General features: G+C 36.0%; 15 protein-coding genes. All 15 read right to left on the reverse strand.

Features of this window, described 5'->3' with window-relative positions:
• Nucleotides 1-50: 50 nt before the first annotated feature.
• Nucleotides 51-995 carry a heparin lyase I family protein gene (locus ACSLUO_RS07340; protein WP_448247557.1) on the reverse strand — a complete coding sequence of 315 codons (945 nt, stop codon included), beginning with the start codon at nt 993-995 and terminating at the stop codon, nt 51-53.
• 197 nt (nt 996-1192) lie between these two features.
• Nucleotides 1193-1795 carry a DUF6933 domain-containing protein gene (locus ACSLUO_RS07345; RefSeq protein ID WP_448247558.1) on the reverse strand — a complete coding sequence of 201 codons (603 nt, stop codon included), beginning with the start codon at nt 1793-1795 and terminating at the stop codon, nt 1193-1195.
• 1 nt (nt 1796) lies between these two features.
• Nucleotides 1797-3215, reverse strand: a complete 1419-nt coding sequence (locus ACSLUO_RS07350; RefSeq protein WP_448247559.1) for a HipA domain-containing protein — start codon at nt 3213-3215, stop codon at nt 1797-1799.
• 2 nt (nt 3216-3217) lie between these two features.
• Nucleotides 3218-3526 carry a helix-turn-helix domain-containing protein gene (locus ACSLUO_RS07355; protein WP_448247561.1) on the reverse strand — a complete coding sequence of 103 codons (309 nt, stop codon included), beginning with the start codon at nt 3524-3526 and terminating at the stop codon, nt 3218-3220.
• A gap of 660 nt (nt 3527-4186) precedes the next feature.
• Complete coding sequence (locus ACSLUO_RS07360) at nt 4187-5200, reverse strand: virulence RhuM family protein (protein ID WP_448247562.1); 1014 nt, start codon at nt 5198-5200, stop codon at nt 4187-4189.
• Nucleotides 5201-5217: 17 nt separating this feature from the next.
• Nucleotides 5218-6240, reverse strand: a complete 1023-nt coding sequence (locus ACSLUO_RS07365; protein ID WP_448247564.1) for a hypothetical protein — start codon at nt 6238-6240, stop codon at nt 5218-5220.
• Nucleotides 6241-6870: a hypothetical protein gene (locus ACSLUO_RS07370; RefSeq protein WP_448247565.1), complete on the reverse strand. Its 630-nt coding sequence runs from the start codon at nt 6868-6870 to the stop codon at nt 6241-6243. It abuts the gene before it with no gap.
• A 2-nt stretch (nt 6871-6872) separates the two neighbouring features.
• Nucleotides 6873-7898 carry a hypothetical protein gene (locus ACSLUO_RS07375; RefSeq protein ID WP_448247567.1) on the reverse strand — a complete coding sequence of 342 codons (1026 nt, stop codon included), beginning with the start codon at nt 7896-7898 and terminating at the stop codon, nt 6873-6875.
• A gap of 51 nt (nt 7899-7949) precedes the next feature.
• A complete protein-coding gene (locus tag ACSLUO_RS07380) occupies nt 7950-11066 on the reverse strand; it encodes a type I restriction endonuclease subunit R (protein ID WP_448247569.1) in 3117 nt (1038 codons plus the stop codon).
• Between the two features lie 14 nt (nt 11067-11080).
• Nucleotides 11081-12304, reverse strand: coding sequence for an AAA family ATPase (locus ACSLUO_RS07385; protein ID WP_448247570.1), 1224 nt, complete (start codon nt 12302-12304; stop codon nt 11081-11083).
• Nucleotide 12305: 1 nt separating this feature from the next.
• On the reverse strand, nt 12306-13493 hold the full coding sequence (locus ACSLUO_RS07390; RefSeq protein WP_448247572.1) for a restriction endonuclease subunit S: 1188 nt from the start codon (nt 13491-13493) through the stop codon (nt 12306-12308).
• Nucleotides 13490-15055, reverse strand: coding sequence for a type I restriction-modification system subunit M (locus tag ACSLUO_RS07395; RefSeq protein ID WP_448247574.1), 1566 nt, complete (start codon nt 15053-15055; stop codon nt 13490-13492). Before ACSLUO_RS07395 ends, ACSLUO_RS07390 begins: the two co-directional genes overlap by 4 nt.
• 367 nt (nt 15056-15422) lie before the next feature.
• Entirely contained in the window at nt 15423-15752 is a 330-nt protein-coding gene (locus tag ACSLUO_RS07400; protein ID WP_448247575.1) for a hypothetical protein, read from the reverse strand.
• Nucleotides 15753-15806: 54 nt separating this feature from the next.
• The gene (locus ACSLUO_RS07405; protein WP_448247577.1) at nt 15807-17285 is read right to left on the reverse strand and encodes a hypothetical protein; all 1479 of its coding nucleotides are present in this window, start codon (nt 17283-17285) and stop codon (nt 15807-15809) included.
• Between the two features lie 6 nt (nt 17286-17291).
• The gene (locus ACSLUO_RS07410) at nt 17292-17993 is read right to left on the reverse strand and encodes a hypothetical protein (RefSeq protein WP_448247579.1); all 702 of its coding nucleotides are present in this window, start codon (nt 17991-17993) and stop codon (nt 17292-17294) included.
• Nucleotides 17994-17997: the final 4 nt, after the last annotated feature.

Raw genomic sequence — 17997 nt, forward strand, 5'->3', positions numbered from 1 at the left:
CCTCAACAAACACCTTTTAAATTTACCACTAACTATGAAACTGGCTGCTATTAATTTGGAGTTGGTTGGCTACGATTTCCTCTCGGCGCTACATCTTCATATGTTGCATTAATGTCATCACTCATTTTCACTTCATCAAGGTATAAGTAATGATCATTTTTCATGACATCTAAATTACCATTAAAATACATGCCCCAAGATGGATAAATTCCTTTATCATCATTATAGCCAAACTGAATATTATGTTTATTTAGTACTTTTTTCCCATCAACCCAAAGCTCTAACAAGCCAGTTTTTGACTCTGAATAATCCACTTTTACATGTAAAACAAAATCAACCCATCTATCTAAATAACCGCTTTTAGCGCCTGGAATAGTATAATATTCGGTTCCCTTTCCAGTTCTAGTGATGCTGTTTTCATCAGGATCCCACTTCCAGCTTCCGCGTAAACCTTCCTCGGTCATCGTGATACTAAATGGTGGATTACGAGAATGCTCTTTCAGTCTTTTATCGGCACTGCCATGAATTTGAAAAAACAGCCAATGGTTAAGTTCAGTTTGAGTACCTTCAGTAGGAAAATAAAAGCTAAAGCCAAACCATGCTTCTGCTCCCATTACTTTGTCGGTTTTAAAACCATGAAACATAGCCTTACGATCAACATTGTCTATTTTCTTCTTATCGCCATTATATGCCGCTGGATTTTCATGCTTCCAAACCAGTTTGGCGGCATAGTTTCCATAACGAACAATGTTATCTTCTAACACAAACGCGTGATCGCCTTGTAGTTGATTAAACATAAAGTTTTTAGCTAACTCTTTTTTTAAACCTGGCGTAAAACCTAAAGGACTCTCAGCGTTCCAACCACCCTTTTCAAATGACTCATCAACTTTGTAAGTGCTTTCAGCAAAAACTGAACTACTACAAATAAATAAAGATAAAGGCACAAATACTTTTTGTGTAAAGCCAACCAAAAAAACTTTTTTTAAACCAAACATAACTACCTCTTTTTACCTAAGTGCCTATTCTACATTCTGGGCCTACTACTTGTAGTAGAAAAATAAAAAACACAAATCTATGTTACTTTTCTAATCCATCATTTCTAAAGATTTTAATAATGATGACTCAAACTGTCAGCAAATACAGTCTATACATTGTATTTCAGCATCTTAGCGAAAAAGAGTGTGATTTGTAATTAATGAACCGCTTCATCATTAGACATAAAGTTATCACTTAATAATTCCAACATCGCATCTACAGGCCAAATACAGTCTTTTTTTCCTTTCACATTACAAGGCCTTTGCGCTAACCAAGCGGCTGTTTTATAAGGTGAGCATTCCGTAATTTTGGCATTATCGTACCAAAGCATATGCTCAATATCACCTTTCATCTGATTTAGCGTTCCCTGCACACTACGATCATTCGAGTTATTAATAGACACAGGTGCTAGTAGATCTTGTGCGCTTTGCATCTGTTCTTCGTTAGCGCCGACCTTTAATAAGGTATTCATAAAGCAATCAGCAAAATGATAATCAAATGCGGCGAAATCAGGTTTAGTTAAACCAATCATAAACACAGGAAAACGGGTTTGATTATGTACCAGTAGCACGCAATTTCTTCGTTGTAAAATTAACAAATTTGCGTGCCAGCCCGAAAGCGGATTGTTTAGAATAATTTCAGAACCGCCTTCTCTGATGCTTGATTTTAGTTGCTCACCTTCCGGCTGCTTTTCACACAATAAGCCTTCGGCAACAGGTAATTTAGCAATAAGTTTTTGAGTGCAATATAAATGAATCATGTTAAACCTTAATACTTGGTATTTCAGCTGCTTGCGCCTTTAAATTCTTAGTTTTTTCTAAAATGTGTTTAGCCAAACTATTAAAGTATTGAATATCATCAGATGTAAGAATGTTCGCTGTTTTTTCATCAAAAGTTATCAATTCATTAATTAAGCTATGATTCTCCAGTTGCTTAATGACTTTATCGCTTAGTGATACTAATAACCGAGACAATAGCTTTTTATCTATGTTGCAAGTTTCAGCAAAGTCAGCAAGTTGGTAGGCATGAATATCTTTTGGCTCAAATTCATCCCCCATCGCCATAGCTAACACATGTTTAAACTGTGGAAACATCGCGATATTGACCAGATCATAAGCAGGTGTGAATTGCACATTCGTTTTATCAAAAAAGAGAGAAACGTTTTTACCGTGGCTGTCATAGTTGCTGATCATCAAATTAAAAAGCTGCCAATTTATCAGCCACTGTTTGCTTTCTATTGGCGAAGACATACCATCAGTGAATGCAAATAGCTTTTCTAAGCTTGCACCATCGCGGATATGCTTCACATCTCGACCATCACCAAGGTTTCTCTCGTATTTATGCTCCCGAGATAAATTGAGCGCTTGGCAACCATCAATCACATGACGCCGCATAACTTTGTTTAAATCTTTAACATACTTGCGATCAAACCGTTCAACAATCAGCGCGGGGTGCATGCCAAAGCGACTAAACTCAACACTCGCGGTTGGCAAACCAACCGCCTCTGAAAGTTTCATGCAAAAATATTCATTGAGTACCAAGTTCAGACAGTTTTTCTTTTCAAATTTTAAAATATGCGTGGAGCAGAGCGAACCATCACCAAAACCAATTTGTCGTTTATCAACATTCGTTTCATCATCAATAAATACGTTAAGTTTGTCTTGCACGCCCGCGACACTAAGCCGAGGTTTGTCATCCCAAGTCAATAAACCAAATTCTTCTTTTGTATCAAGCCTTGCGATGAGCTCATCTTGTTCTAATGCTCTGAATATTGGTGTTAATTTGTAATCTGGATTATTTATCGAATCACTCTCGGCTGCTGACATAAAAGTAATAGCACCAGCAAGATCGTTACCTAACGCACGAATTTGTGAATAGACATTTTTTTCTGATACACCAAGGTTTTCAGCTAATAATTTACGAGCTTCTCCTTCAGGCAATGCGTTATCAAGGTAGTTATAAGCCACTGTTGGGTTATGTAGGTTGTTCAGCATCAAGTGAGGGGAAATAGCAAAGCCACTCTGTTGCCAATTAGAAGAATAAGCGAGCTTTAATAAGTGAGTACTGCTATCCAAAGACAAAACACCAATGGTTTTATCACCGTACATTACATTGAGTTGATAGGCTGAAGATTGAGCCTCATTTTGCTTATTGGTCGATACCCTATTTTTTGATAACACGGCTAAACCCACTCGCTCTCAATTGTTATTGAATTATCATTTTTCTCATGGCTTTCAGAGTTGGCTAACGCGCTAGTGGTTAATTTAATACCTAAACCATTCAAAACAGCGAACATAGCCGCTAGTGTGCAATTGCCATTACCATTTTCAAGACGAGATAATGTGTTAATACCAATACCACACAAAGCAGCACAGTCAGCCAGTTTTATACCGAGTGTTGTACGCTTAGCTTTGATCAGTTGCCCCAGTACCTCGGCATTACCAATAAACTCTTCGCAAGGTAGTTCAGAAACAGTTACCTTCTTTGCCATATTTACTTACCTATTAGAAACAAGATACAAAAATAATTAATCACCGTATGTAGTGATTATAGATACGCTAAAGCATTATTCAATTAAATTCACCAATAATGGTGAATTTAATTCATAGAATTGTACATTAATTACTTTATTCACCGAATTTGGTGAATAATGATTGGATACCCCTAAAAGGTACTTTTCTTAATCCTCGCTTGCTCATCAGTTAACCGCCAACCTATGTAACCCGCGGTCAACGGCACACGCGCTGGAAATTCCCTTCACGTTATAAACGCAAAATAGTAATTCTTGATTACCTAGTTAGCTCTTAAACTTTTTTAAGCAAGTATTTATCAGGTAGGAGAAGTATTTTTTAGCATGTGATGAATTGCTCCCAAAGGCAGTTAGTTGAATAAACTCAATGTCACTACTATTCTGAAAAAGCGTATAACTAGTAAATATCCTGAAAAAACAAAACCGTCTAAATGACGGTTTTTATTGGTATTTTTGACAACATAAAACAAATTGAAATATCATTCAATATTCTGGATCTGAATATAGATAAAAACATTTTAAACCATAAATACCAATAACTTAAAATAAAAATAAAACCAAAAAAACAACATTAGTAACCACTTTAGTAACCACTAAAAAAGCAAGATAACATTTATCGGCTTATTTATTCTTATCTAATTTTTTTATAGCTGCGGATAAATCCTGATCAACTTTACTAGGTTTTAAATCAATTACACGTCGATATTTATTGTATTCTTCCTTCACTTTCAACTTAGCTTGCTCAGCAGATATCTTACCTGCATGAGTTAAAATATCGTATTCACTTAATTTTAGAAAATCGTCTAGTTTATTAGACCAATCTTCCATTCTCATTAATTTACCACGTTTAGCTTGAAGCTCTGCGAATTCAAGATAACTAGCCACTAAACGATTCAACGTATCTAATTCATCCTCAGATAAATAGTTTTTACCTGTTACAACTTCTTTTCTCGTGGGTTCATCGCCAGCAAAATGTGTTAACCCTAAATGAGGTTTATCTGAACTTATGCGTTGGTAAACAACTTCCGCGGCTGTATGACCATGAGCAGCCCAATGCATTTTATTTTGCACCTGCGCAAAAAACTTAATACTCGTTTGTGCCTTGCCATCATAATCAATGCTCGTGGCATATATATCACAAATTTTTCGCCAAAATACTTTTTCAGATGACCGAATATCACGTATACGATTAAGCAGTTCATCAAAATACACACTAGATTCTGGATTTTTTAAACGCTCATCGTCCATCACAAACCCTTTAACCAAATACTCTTGTAAGGTTTGTGTTGCCCATTGTCTAAATTGAATACCTTGCGGAGAGCGAACTCGATAGCCAACAGCAAAAACCACATCTAAGTTAAAGTACTCTAATTGCCGATTAACCTCTCTTGAACCCTCTATTTGAACTGTTGCATATTTTGCAACGGTTGACTTTTGTACAAGTTCACCATCGTCATATATATTCTTTAAATGCTTAGAGATAACAGACTTATCTCGCCCAAATAAGGTACTTATTTGATTTAAACTAAGCCATAAATTGTCTTCTTCTAATCTGCACTCTATTTGAGTTCTACCATCATCGGTTTGGTAAATAAAAAATTGACCTCTAGACTCACTGCTAATTATTTCTGTCACAATACATGTTACCTAAATTAATCTTGATGAAGCTTGTATGTAATTGAGGGAAACTTATCCGTTATCTTGCTGGCAAATTCCTCTGCACTTTCTTTGCCCCAATTACGTACGACATAATATTCATTGCCGTCGTATATCAATTCAGGGTCACGAGATACACGATACTTATTATATTTTTTGTTTGTTTCCGTGACTTCTGATTCTAATTTTATCAGCGGAAAGGAGCATGTGTTATCGGATCTCAAGAACTCAAAAACGCTCTGATTAATCAAGCCCTTATTGTTAAGCAATTGCACAGTGCAATAACCAATATCTGATTTACGAATGTGAGCGTGTACTTGTTCGTCATTAAAGTAAATTGAATATCGGCTTGTGTCTCTGCCACCAGAACGCGAGGCTCGTTCTTTTTGCCTCTTCTCACGTATCTTAACTTGATAATCTTCAATTTCAGGAATAGGTATTACTGACTGTACATCTAGCAATATTTTACCGTCACTTTCATATGGGTGCATTCGAACACAACGAATAGATAAGCCATAATCATTTAGCCACATTACCGTAGTTGTTAATTCACGCGAGAACTCGGCTGAAGCTAGTACGATTTTTACTTCTTGGGCAAATTCGTCTTCTTCTTTTTCGTCCCAACCTAAGAACTCAAGGATTGAGGCTTCAGCATCTAGATCTAGGTCATTGGCTTTAATGTAGTCGGCGTAGATATCAACCAAACGATCAAACGTAAGCGTAGAAACCATTGCTGCATATCGCACCGCTTGCAGTTCCATATGACCACCATCTTCAGTGCGCTTTAGTTCAATAACAACTATATTGGCTTGCTTATCAATACCTAATAAATCAATGCGTCTGCGACTTTCATCCCATTCACCAAACTCTTCAGCAACAACTAAAGTGTCTGGCGAAATGATCTCGATTTGATGTTTAAGGAGACGCTGTAAATCTTCACGTTCTTTTAACCCCGATTCAGAAAACGTGGTTCTGGAGATTGTTTTTATTTCGTTGTCTGTTACTTGATAAATTGCCATTTAACCTCCTGTACCGTCTTGTTTTTTAAGTTCTCTATATTCCCACCGAAGGAAATTCATCGTTATTGTGTAGATATTAAAAACAAAGGTCTTTAACAACAATAAAAGATAAAAAAAGCTACAGCCAACAATAATATAAGCCACTTTTATCAGAGTTACTTTTAAACACGTACTGTAAGGCATTAAAGCGATCAAATTTGAAAGTAGCCCGCCATTCTGACCAAAAAGCTCTATGGCAAGATATAGAACTGAAAACACTATATACATTATGAAGACTTTCATAAATGTGAAGAAGTTATATTTAAGCGTAGGTAGGTTAGTCTTTTTATTTCTATGCGACATCATCGCCAACATCATTTCAGGCTTGGATAAAGTCGCAAATATTGTAAAACCAGCAATCAAAAAACCTAGTGTTGTTATAGAGAAATTAAAACCAGCAGAAGCCCACTTCCTAGTATCGGTAAGTATAAATGCAATCTCCGTTTCAAGTACGAAGGCATTTACCGCTAAAGCTAACATCACAATAACAACAGAAAAGAACTGAAACTTACTTGGCTTTATTGTTCGAGACAACCAATAAACATCCCAAAGACTTTTTTCGCTTGTTAGTTCAGACTCTTCGAAGTTCATAATCATAACCGTTCAAAAATTGACTTAACTTTCTCAGCAGCATTGCCAACTAGCTGAGGAAGCTTGATTACTTGAGATTGAACAAGGTACTTGAACTGCCCATACTTAACTTGAGCCGCTCTCTCGATATCCTTTGGGATATCTTCTAACTCTACAGTTAGACTAAAATCATCATTACTACCCCTAATTGTATCTCCTTGCTCATCATAGCCTTTAAATTTAACTTCTGAATTTCCTAAACCAGTAGCAGAGCTTGTTTGCTCAAGCGCTTGAGCTGCATTTAGCCCTTCTTTAGTATTGCTAAACTTCAAGGCCGTTCTCTTACTATTCATTTCATTGCCAACGCTGTCTAATGATGCCCAAAAATCATCATTATCAATTTCTTCATTGTTGGTTGGAAGAAGCTTAATAGTAAGTTCATCAATATGTTTAAAACGGCCGACGAAAGAATTGAGGTCTTGCTTGTCGGGCAATGGCGTTATTCTTAAAAATGGGCGCGGAAGATGTTCTTTAAGAGCCTTCTTAGTTCTTGCCGATAACTCATTATTCTTCTTTTTTTCTTCTTTATCTTTGTCGTATTCTTCCTGAATAAATTCTCTATAGCGCGCACTTAGGCAATATTGACTAGTTGATTGAAAATTCTGTATGTTTGGAGCGCCTGTTGTTTCCTGACATAAAATCAAACGGTGATTACTCAATACCAATAAAAAAGTGGAACTTGGCGCGGTTTCTAATTCGCCTGTTTTTTCAACTAGTCCGCTTTCTTTACTAAAAATTTGTTCCCTTTTTAACTTGGTATTTTTAACAATTCGACCGGTGATACCCAATTCAGGACTATTTTTATCATCATTCAATACAACAATTTTTGTATCTAAAAAGAAGTACTCACCTTTATCCTTAAGTTTTCTTATGTATCTCATTTCTTGAAACGAAGGCATTACGACTTCGTCAAACAAATCTAGCAATACTTTATGCTCGCCAAATTTTAATGTGTAGTTACCAAATTCAATTCGTTTAACTGTAGACATGTTCATCCTTTTCCTTGTTATCTATGTGGCAATAGTTGAAAGTACCAACACCTAATTCAACTTTCCACCAACCCCTTTGAACTTCTCAACAAACGCAGCTATTTTCTGAAAAACAGTCTGTTTCTTAGTTTTAAATTTCGGATTAAGTGGGCTCATTTTAGGCAACGTCGAGTTTAATTCTGTGCCATTTTCACTGGCGTATTCTCGCTTTAACGAAGTAGAAATATAACGTTTAGCTTCAGCTACATTCAAGTCCTCAGATTTGATTAATTCATCTGCTTCACGTTTACGCTCTGCTTGCGCGAATTTAAAGAAGGCATCAATTATGTTAGCTTTTTCGCTAATGTCATCCAAATTTGTTTTGTTGATGAAATCAACAATCAAACTTTCTTTAGCTCGGTTGCCTAAACTAGCCCTAATTAAGCGGCGCACTTCATCAATCAAGTCAGACTTATTTTTGTTCTTTTTATTATGTTCAAAAATCAATTCAAGAATATAATCTAAATTGATTTCTTGGGATTTAAGCAAGTCCACTTCAAAAACCACATCGTCCCAATCAATAGTCGATTTGTCATTAGCATCAGCGGCTTTTTCTCGTCTCTGCCAATCACGGATATCGTTGTATGAAGAACGGTAATCTTGAATTTTACGATCTGCGGGTAGTCGAATCGTTTGCAATTCAGCTAATTTTTCATCATCTAAGTAATGTTGTTCTTTAAATGTTTCAACCGCTTCAGCATCACTTAAATCAACTTCTTGTAAGGCTTTTAAGCTCGCGAATTCATCATAGTTTTGAAGCACATTTTCAACGCGTAAATATTCGCCGAAAAGCTTAGCAAACGCTTTTTTGTCTTTTTCTTTAACAATATCATCGGGATTTGGAAAACGTTGTTCTAACTCATTAACGACAGCCATAAAACCACGCCTTGCTTTACCTGTTACAACGTCAGTAAAGCCTTCCATGTACTCGGCATAGCTTTTTTCTAACACCACATTTTTAGTGTTTTTATCACCAAATAGGGTGATCGCATCTACAGTCGCTTTTTCTAAGTGACGAAATGTAACGATATTACCGAAAGTTTTAGTGGCATCATAAATGCGGTTTGTGCGTGAATAAGCTTGCATTAAGCCGTGGTAACGCAAGTTTTTATCAACAAATAGCGTATTTAGTGTTGGGGCATCAAAGCCCGTTAAGAACATGCCTACTACAATTAATAAATCAACTTCTTTCGATTTAACACGTTTGGCTAAGTCACGGTAATAGTTTTGAAAGCCGTTACTGTCTACGCTGAAATTGGTTTTAAAGTGGCCGTTATAGTCATCAATGGCTGCACTTAAAAACTCTTTAGCACTGCTGTTCATCGCACTATCCATAGCAGAAAGATCAAGGCTCTCATCTTCAATATCACCTAGAGCGTCTTGCTCTTCATTCGCTGCAAACGAAAATATTGTCGCTATGCGTAATGGCCTGCTTTCATCTTTTTGTAGGTTGTTCAGCGATTCATAATATAACTTAGCTGCATCAACACTACTTACCGCAAACATGGCATTAAAGCCTTTTGCTCCAGCTTGTTTACGGTGTGTTTTCTGACGAAAGTTACTCAATATATATTGTGAAATCTCTTTAATACGCTCTGGGTGCATTAACGCTTTTTTATTCTCTAATGCACTAAGCTTTTTCTCGTCTTGTTCTGTTTCAATTTCTTTAAATTTAGGGCGAACATCATTGTAATCCACCTTAAACTTCAGTACTTTTTCATCACGAATGGCATCGGTGATCACATACGAATGTAGCTCTCGACCAAACACACTGGCAGTGTCTTCGGCACCGAGGGCATTATAACCTGCAAAAATAGGCGTACCTGTAAAACCAAACTGATAAAACTTCTTAAACTTCTTCTTAAGATTCTTTTGCGCTTCACCAAACTGGCTACGATGACATTCATCAAAAATAAAGACCACCTGCTTATTGAAGATAGGTAAATCAGCTTCACCTTTCATCAAGTTGTTTAGCTTTTGGATAGTCGTTACCACGATTTTATTATCGTCTTTATCCAAGTTGCGCTTTAACCCAGCGGTACTGTCAGAGCCATTAACACTATCAGGTGAAAAGCGCTGGTATTCCTTCATGGTTTGATAGTCTAAATCTTTCCTATCAACCACAAAAAACACTTTATCAATAAAGTCTAAATCGGTTGCTAATCGGGCTGATTTAAAGCTGGTCAGCGTTTTACCTGAACCCGTGGTATGCCAAATAAAGCCGCCACTTTCTGGCTTGCTCCACGTTTTGCTTTGAAACGAGCTTTTTATTTTCCACAAAATTCGCTCACACGCTGCAATTTGGTATGGACGCATTACGAGCGAGGTATTGCTCACGTCAAATACCGAGTAATTCAGTAATACATTCAGCAAGGTGTTTTTCTGAAAAAACGTTGCAGTAAAATCTTTAAGATCTTTTATCAGGTTATTATCAGACTTCGCCCAATTCATCGTGAAGTCATAGCTATTTTTATTACGCTGGGTAGTATTAGCAAAATAACGAGTATCTGTACCATTAGATATCACAAATAGCTGAAGATATTTAAACAACGAATTATCAGCATTAAAGCTTTCTTTGCTGTATCTGTGTATTTGGTTAAAGGCTTCTCGAATGGCAACACCGCGTTTTTTAAGCTCTACTTGTACTAAAGGTAAACCGTTCACTAAAATAGTCACGTCATAACGGTTTGCATGGCTGCCTGTTTGCTCAAATTGCTTTACTACCTGAACTTTATTTCGAGTAATTTGTTTCTTATCAAGTAAGTAAATATTTTGAATATGACCATCATCAAAAATAAAATCATGCACGTAGTCATCGTGAAGTTTCCGAGTTTTATCGACGATATTTTCACTTGGCTTATCTAAAAAAGTTTCAACAAAACGTAGCCATTCACCTTCGGTAAATTCAACTTTATTTAAGTCTTGTAGCTGCACTCTTACGTTAGCTAGCATTGCTTTTGTATTGGTTAAGCCGGGAACAAACTCATAGCCTTGATTAACTAAATCTTGGACTAATTCATGTTCCAAATCGCTTTCGCTCTGGTAGCCTTCGGCTACTTGCCATTCCTTGCTGTACTTGTCTAATACAATGAAATTATTCGACTCAGCAATTGTTTTATAATTAGTCATTTTGTACTGTTCCGTTATTGTGGACTAGTTCTAAACTTAAACATTTCATCCAGTTGGCTGACCAAGTAGCCCAATACTCGTTTATGTTCATCTGAAATAGTAGAAACTTCTTCACTAGCATGTTCAGAATGACTATAAATATTAATGATGCGAGCATATGGGTTTTCACTACCACCTTCCACCTCAGGAAGTAAATCGCCCCACTTTTCATAACCCAAGAAGGTGGATGTTTTTTCAAGAATATTTCGCAAAAAATTAAAATGGTATTTGTGTAGCTGACCTGATTCAATTGCCTTTTCAAGCTCACTTTTCAACTGTAAATGATAAGAAAATGGTGAATCGTTGCTTTGAGGTAGCAAATCATGGCTTCCATCATCGTACTTTTTCAAAATGTATTTTTGAGCTCGTTTCAATTCATTGTGTAGTACGTTGTAAAATAGTGGGCTATGAGTTGTTATGATGAACTTCAAATTATTTGAGCTACTTGATTTGACCAACCGAGCCAAGCTAGCGGCTAAATCAATAAGGTGATTTTCATCTAGTGAGCTAACTGGATCATCAATAAAGATATATTCAAGTTGATTAAATTGGTCTGTTGAACGCTCATCTTCGGGCGAATTTAATGTTTCGATGACCAGTTTCAACAAAGTATAAAATAAACTCCAGACGAAACCACTTTCTTCACCTTTCGATATCTTAATGTTTTCTGAAGGCTCATCATTTCCCCTTTGAAAAGTGAAACTTACTTCACTGAAAGCCTTTACAATTGAATTTGGATCAGAAGTATTCTTTAAATATTCTTCATTAAATCTTGGCGTTAACTTGTCATCGTAATATTTTTGAAAATTTTCAATTACATTTTGATCTTGGCCTTCATCTTTCAAAACCCAGTCTGTGAAGGTGTTTTCTTGTATTTTAAGTTTTGGTTCTGCGTCATTTTCTAAGTCGTTGTCCCAATAAAACAAATCTTCAGTGAATGCATTATAGTAAAGGTATTTTGTACGAGAAACGTCATTATTTTCATCAGCTTCAGCTTCTGGTAAAGGGGATATTAAGTGTTTAACTTCCTTAGACAATCTTGTTTTACCTGTACCATTGAACGCGTAGATTAGTTGCACTTTGGGTACAGGTCTTGACTCTTCAACCTGATGAGTGTCATTCGGATTTCTAGGTGCAGTCTTTTGAACGACCTTTGGGGTAGTTAAATGCAGTGCGATATCAGAAAGTGTATTAGTCATACTAAGCTACTACCTCGTTAACCTTTGGAAAGCTTAAAAGCAAATCACGGTAGTATTCATATTGCTTTTGACGTAATTCAATTTCGCGAGGCAAACTTTCGCTGATTGAGGTGGTAAGCGAGTCGTATTTATCAAGGATAGTAACAATACGACTTTGTTCTTCTATAGATGGGAGTATTACGTTAAAATTTTTAAGCCAACCCGTGTTTAAATTTACCTTGGCTGCTCCATGTGTATTTTTTCTTACCTGCTCCCAGAATAAATCAGTATTCATCCAATGTTTAATATATGAATTTAAAACTTTTTTTGAATCAACCCTTATGTAGCCAAGACTTACGAACATACACAAAGGTTCATCTGTATCAACAATAACAGGGTGACCTAAATTTGACCCTACACGTGTAAACAATACATCTCCACGTTTTGGTTTTGCATTTGAGGTTGAGTTTTTAAATTCATCTTCAGAGATATATTTTGTATCAGAAAGATCTAAAAAGTCCTTAGATGTACTTCTCGCTGATATGAATTTTACCCCGCTATCTACATACTTGGGGGTATAAGTTAAACCTAAATATATTTCAGCAATATCTGCCAACTTCTCTTCTTTATTACTTGAGCCACGTATTATCTGCTCGCGATAAAAGTTATGTTGTTTTTTCCTAGTATATAGCTCGGTGGTTAGCTCGGTGGTTAGCTCGGTGGTTAGCTCGGTGAAGCTATCTAGTATCCGTACAATTTCAGCCTGAATTGCTAATGATTTTTCTAGGTTATCAGGGCATGGTATAGGGATTTGAATTGACTTCAGTTGACGTGCTGTAATCAACGGCTGACCAGCTCCTTGAGCATATTGATTCAAATTTATATTTACCAAATAATAATATAAGTACTTTAAAATAATACTATTTTTATTTTCAACGATTAATGTGTTGTCCGAAACATCATACTCACCTTGAGCTATATTCACACGTCCAGCATTAGCGCCAACTCTTGCAATCAAAATCATGTCTTTGTCATAAACTTTGTTATTTGTCCTTCCAATTATCCCGGTTGAACCAAAAACTGGATATAAACCATCAGTGCTTTTTTTCTTATTTTTCCCAGATGAAATTTTTATACTGAGATCACCTAAGTCAATTAACTCAACCTCAGCACCATCCAATAACTTTGCTACAAAACAGAACTGGCTCATGCCTGAGCCTCCGCACTGTCAATTTCAGAGACAATGGCATCAATATCACTTCGTAGCTGGTCAATTTTGGCGACGGTTGTTTTTAGCTCCGTATTGAGCTTGGTAATATCAATTACTTCCCGAGTATCTTTGGCTTCAACATAACTGCTCACAGAAAGGTTGTAGTCATTAGTAGCGATATCTTCATTGGCAACTGACAAGGCAACGTGTTCTAAGTTTTCTTTACTATCGAACACATCCATAATTTTTTGAATATGTTCGTTTGTCATCACGTTGTTATTAGTTTCTTTTTTGAAAAAGTCTTCGCCACTGGCATCAATAAACTGGATAGCATTTTCAGCTTTATTTTTAGCTAACACTAAAATATTTACCGCTATCGTTGTGCCAAAAAACAAATTTGGTGCCAGTGATATCACGGTTTCAACATAGTTGTTGTCAACAAGGTATTGGCGAATTTTCTTTTCAGCACCGCCACGGTAAAAAATACCAGGGAAGCAAACAATAGCGGCACGGCCTTTACTCGATAAGTAATTAAGTGCGTGAAGTACAAAAGCAAAATCGGCTTTTGACTTAGGCGCTAATACCCCAGCGGGTGCGAAACGGTCATCGTTAATCAGTGTTGGATCGTCTGAGCCAACCCACTTTACTGAATACGGCGGGTTAGAAACGATAGCATCAAATGGTTTATCATCACCAAAATGCGGTTCAGTTAACGTATTACCTAGCTGCATATTAAACTTGTCGTAGTTGATGTTATGCAAAAACATATTCATACGCGCTAAGTTGTATGTTGTGTGGTTGATCTCTTGACCAAAAAAACCTTCTTCGATGATATGTGAATCAAAATGCTTTTTAGCTTGTAGCAATAACGAACCAGAGCCTGCTGCGGGGTCGTAAATTTTATTAACGCTGGTTTGCTTGTGCATAGCTAATTGCGCGATTAACTTAGATACATGTTGCGGCGTGAAAAATTCACCACCTGACTTACCTGCGTTAGCGGCATAGTTTGAGATTAAAAATTCATAGGCATCACCAAACAGGTCGTGTTCATTGTCTTCAAATTGGTCAATGTTTAATTCTGCAACACCTTTTAACACGGCAGCTAATCTTAAGTTTTTATCTTTTACCGTATTACCCAGTCTATTACTCGTTGTATCAAAATCAGCAAACAAACCTTTAATGTCATCTTCCGAGTCATAGCCGTTAGCAGAGCTTTCAATTTCAGAAAATATTTTGGCTAAGTCAGTATTTAAGCTTTCGTTTTTGTTCGCGCCTTTAGCAATGATTGAAAATAACTGGCTTGGGTAGATAAAGTAACCTTTGGTTTTAATTGCGTCATCTTTAATATCAGCCAGAAGGCTATCGTTATCATCCATTACACCGTAATCAACACTTTCATCACCACCTGTAATATATTCAACAAAGTTTTCGCTGATAAAGCGGTAGAACAGTGTACCCAGTACGTATTGTTTAAAGTCCCAGCCATCTACAGAACCTCGTACATCATTGGCAATTTTCCAGATTTGATTTTGTAGTGCCTTACGTTGCTCGGTACTTGTCATTTTTTAATTCCTGTTTAAATAAATCTTAATTAAGAGCTGTTTTTTGTATTATATATGGTATGTAAAATACCTATTAAGTACGCTTGTCTAGAAGTTAATATTGATAGGAAGTTCACTAAAAATAAACTGTTTTTCTATTTATTCAGTATTCTATGTAATATCATTAAATAGTATCGAAATTTTCAATTAAACTAAACTGTTAACTCCACTGAACAGCACTATTTACTTTATTAGTAACCAAGTTAGTAACCAAGTTAGTAACCAAGTTAGTAACCAAGTTAGTAACCAAGTTAGTAACCACCATTCAAAATACACTAATAATCTACAACATGTATAAAAATCATACCTATTTATGTTTATGAATAACTCACGGATGAAATACATTTAACCCCAGACGCTGATTAATAATATGGATAACAACAGCAAATCCACTCGTATTATTTTTTAATGGGTAGGTTTCATATTGTAAGCATTCATTTATGCTTTCTAATAAACCACTTACCCAGTGTTCTTTTTTTAAAAATTTAATAGTCATTTGACCTATTTCTAAGTCATAATCATCAAGCAATGTTGACACAAATGCATCTTGGCTAATCAATTCTAAGCATTTATCTACAGACCAATCTTCTTTTTTACCTAACAGCTTTTCTAATTCAAAGCGTATTTCTAACAAAGCAACTTTTGTATCTCTTTTCACGATTAATTTCCTATTGATTTAATTTAACACCTACGACACGCGCGCGGAGTTTGTTCAGTTTAAAAATTCTAAATATTCGCCTTCATCAATCAGTTCATCCTTATACTCAAGTGATTTAGGGCTAGCCAAAAACATAAAACAGTATGTGTCAGATCGATCCGGTGATTTAATATTATGTTTTTCTTTCATTTCTTTTTTAGAGCAAATAACCCATTTCCCCATTTCATTCAACGAAACTGGTAATCTGCTAATTTGATTTTTAGTACGCTCATCGTCATCAATTTTCATACGCCCTGTTTTAATCGCATCTCGCATCATAATGTGGCTATAAGCCCGCTCATTAATAAATCGACTTTGTAGTTTTTTAGTAAACACCGGTTTACCCCAACGTATTTCTTTAACGTTAAGACCTTCCTGCTTAGCTATTTTTATCGTAGAAAAACCAATACCATCACCATCTATGAGAATAGTAATATTCTGCTCAATATAAGGCTCTACATACTTCTTTATTTCATAAGCAAAATCTATGGGGTCAATATCTGATGCCATTTCAATAATACTATGAGAAACGATTAATCTACTTTCAGGGGGAGCTGTTGATACCTTACAAATATTTATAATAGACTTATCCCGACCGTTTCCGACATCACACGCAGCAACCCATCCCCATTCAACATTATTTATCGCTGGCGCTGATATACTTGAACGCTCACAATCTAGACGACTTAGTAAATATCCATCAAGATTATTAGGAAACTGGCCTAATACTTTGATTTGATATTCAGGAGAGTCTTCGCCACCATAGGAAAGTAACTTTTCCCCTATAAATTTGGGTGTTACCAGCGGCGATTCTTCAGAATTTAATATAATTGAGTGCCAAATTCCATTAGGCTGGTTTTGCGTTTTAGCTAACCTATGGTGAGTATCATAAAAAAATCCAGAATTTCTTGTTGGCTGACTTAATAAACACATATTGTTATGCTTTTCTGTAAGCGCAGCACTTAATATTTGTAATGATTTATCAGGCAGGCCACTTGCTTCATCTACAACAATTAAATAGGTATGACAATGTTCCCCCGCGAGCGCTTCTTCATTTCCTAAACGAGCAGATTTAGCAATACAGCTCCATATTCCCTTATACCCCACGGCAAAAAACTCTCGTTCATTGAGTTCGAAATATGCTTCAATCCAAGGAACGTTTCGGCAAACAGTTTTAAAGTTAACTTTTATATATTTCCATATAACATTTCGAACTTGAGCTGCATTATTAGCTACAACAACAACCCTGCTTTCAGGATTTAAAATAATAAAAGCTAAGATCATAATACTTGTCATATCACTCTTACCTGTACCATGTCCGCTTGATACAGATACTCTTGAACCTTGTTTTTGTACTTCAGATATAATCAATCGTTGCTGCCATGTTGGTTTTTTGTTCGCTAATACTGCTGCAAACCCCACCCAATCCTTTTGAAAACACTTTAACAGTTCAAGATAACGAGGATCAGACATGATCGTTTTAATTTTGTTCATATATACTTAATCGGTTTCTGAGTGAATTACTTTTGATGAAGTTAGCTGTTGATTTATTTTTTGTTTTTCAATAGCAATTTCTTTACTTCGAGAATCCTGTAAATTAGGCTCTAATTCCACTTCTTGCCAATACTCATTAATCTTTTGTTTTATTTCATCTCTAGTATAGAGTTCTTCGACTAATTCTATATTCGGGTTCTTTAATTCAAGCGCCAGCATTTGGGCTACATAACTAGGTAATTCGCCTAACTGTTGAACTTCAAATTGATATGCTACTTCTGATGGCTCACATTTACCTGCGCGAAGGCTATTTAACCAACGGTTTTTTATTTTGATTTTTTTATCATCGAGTAGCTCTTTTGATGTTATGTATGACTCAATAGCTTTCTGAATTTGAGGCACTATTTTTACACTTCTATCAGCACAAGATAGTGCAATATTTAGAGCTTCCGCTTTTTCACCAACCTTAATAAGATCAGCAACAACCCCCATTCCCATTGTTGCTATATTGCTTAGTTGACCTTTTAATACTCCAACCTCATAACCAAGATCTGTATCTTTAATTGCATTAAGAACATCTTCAGAAATGTTCTTTGAATAACCTCCGTGTACAATAGCCGCACTATTGTTTTTTAAAAAACGTGCGCGCCTAGTTTTAGGATCAAGCGTATAGTTATTTGTTTTTTTCGCATATTGAGTTTTTGACATTATA

Source organism: Thalassotalea agariperforans (assembly GCF_053470345.1).

Coding starts and splice junctions, on each gene's coding strand:
- ACSLUO_RS07340 (WP_448247557.1), bottom strand. CDS start 995: ATGTTTGGTTTAAAAAAAGTTTTTTTGGTTGGCTTTACACAAAAAGTA.
- ACSLUO_RS07345 (WP_448247558.1), bottom strand. CDS start 1,795: ATGATTCATTTATATTGCACTCAAAAACTTATTGCTAAATTACCTGTT.
- ACSLUO_RS07355 (WP_448247561.1), bottom strand. CDS start 3,526: ATGGCAAAGAAGGTAACTGTTTCTGAACTACCTTGCGAAGAGTTTATT.
- ACSLUO_RS07365 (WP_448247564.1), bottom strand. CDS start 6,240: ATGGCAATTTATCAAGTAACAGACAACGAAATAAAAACAATCTCCAGA.
- ACSLUO_RS07370 (WP_448247565.1), bottom strand. CDS start 6,870: ATGAACTTCGAAGAGTCTGAACTAACAAGCGAAAAAAGTCTTTGGGAT.
- ACSLUO_RS07375 (WP_448247567.1), bottom strand. CDS start 7,898: ATGTCTACAGTTAAACGAATTGAATTTGGTAACTACACATTAAAATTT.
- ACSLUO_RS07380 (WP_448247569.1), bottom strand. CDS start 11,066: ATGACTAATTATAAAACAATTGCTGAGTCGAATAATTTCATTGTATTA.
- ACSLUO_RS07385 (WP_448247570.1), bottom strand. CDS start 12,304: ATGACTAATACACTTTCTGATATCGCACTGCATTTAACTACCCCAAAG.
- ACSLUO_RS07390 (WP_448247572.1), bottom strand. CDS start 13,493: ATGAGCCAGTTCTGTTTTGTAGCAAAGTTATTGGATGGTGCTGAGGTT.
- ACSLUO_RS07395 (WP_448247574.1), bottom strand. CDS start 15,055: ATGACAAGTACCGAGCAACGTAAGGCACTACAAAATCAAATCTGGAAA.
- ACSLUO_RS07405 (WP_448247577.1), bottom strand. CDS start 17,285: ATGAACAAAATTAAAACGATCATGTCTGATCCTCGTTATCTTGAACTG.
- ACSLUO_RS07410 (WP_448247579.1), bottom strand. CDS start 17,993: ATGTCAAAAACTCAATATGCGAAAAAAACAAATAACTATACGCTTGAT.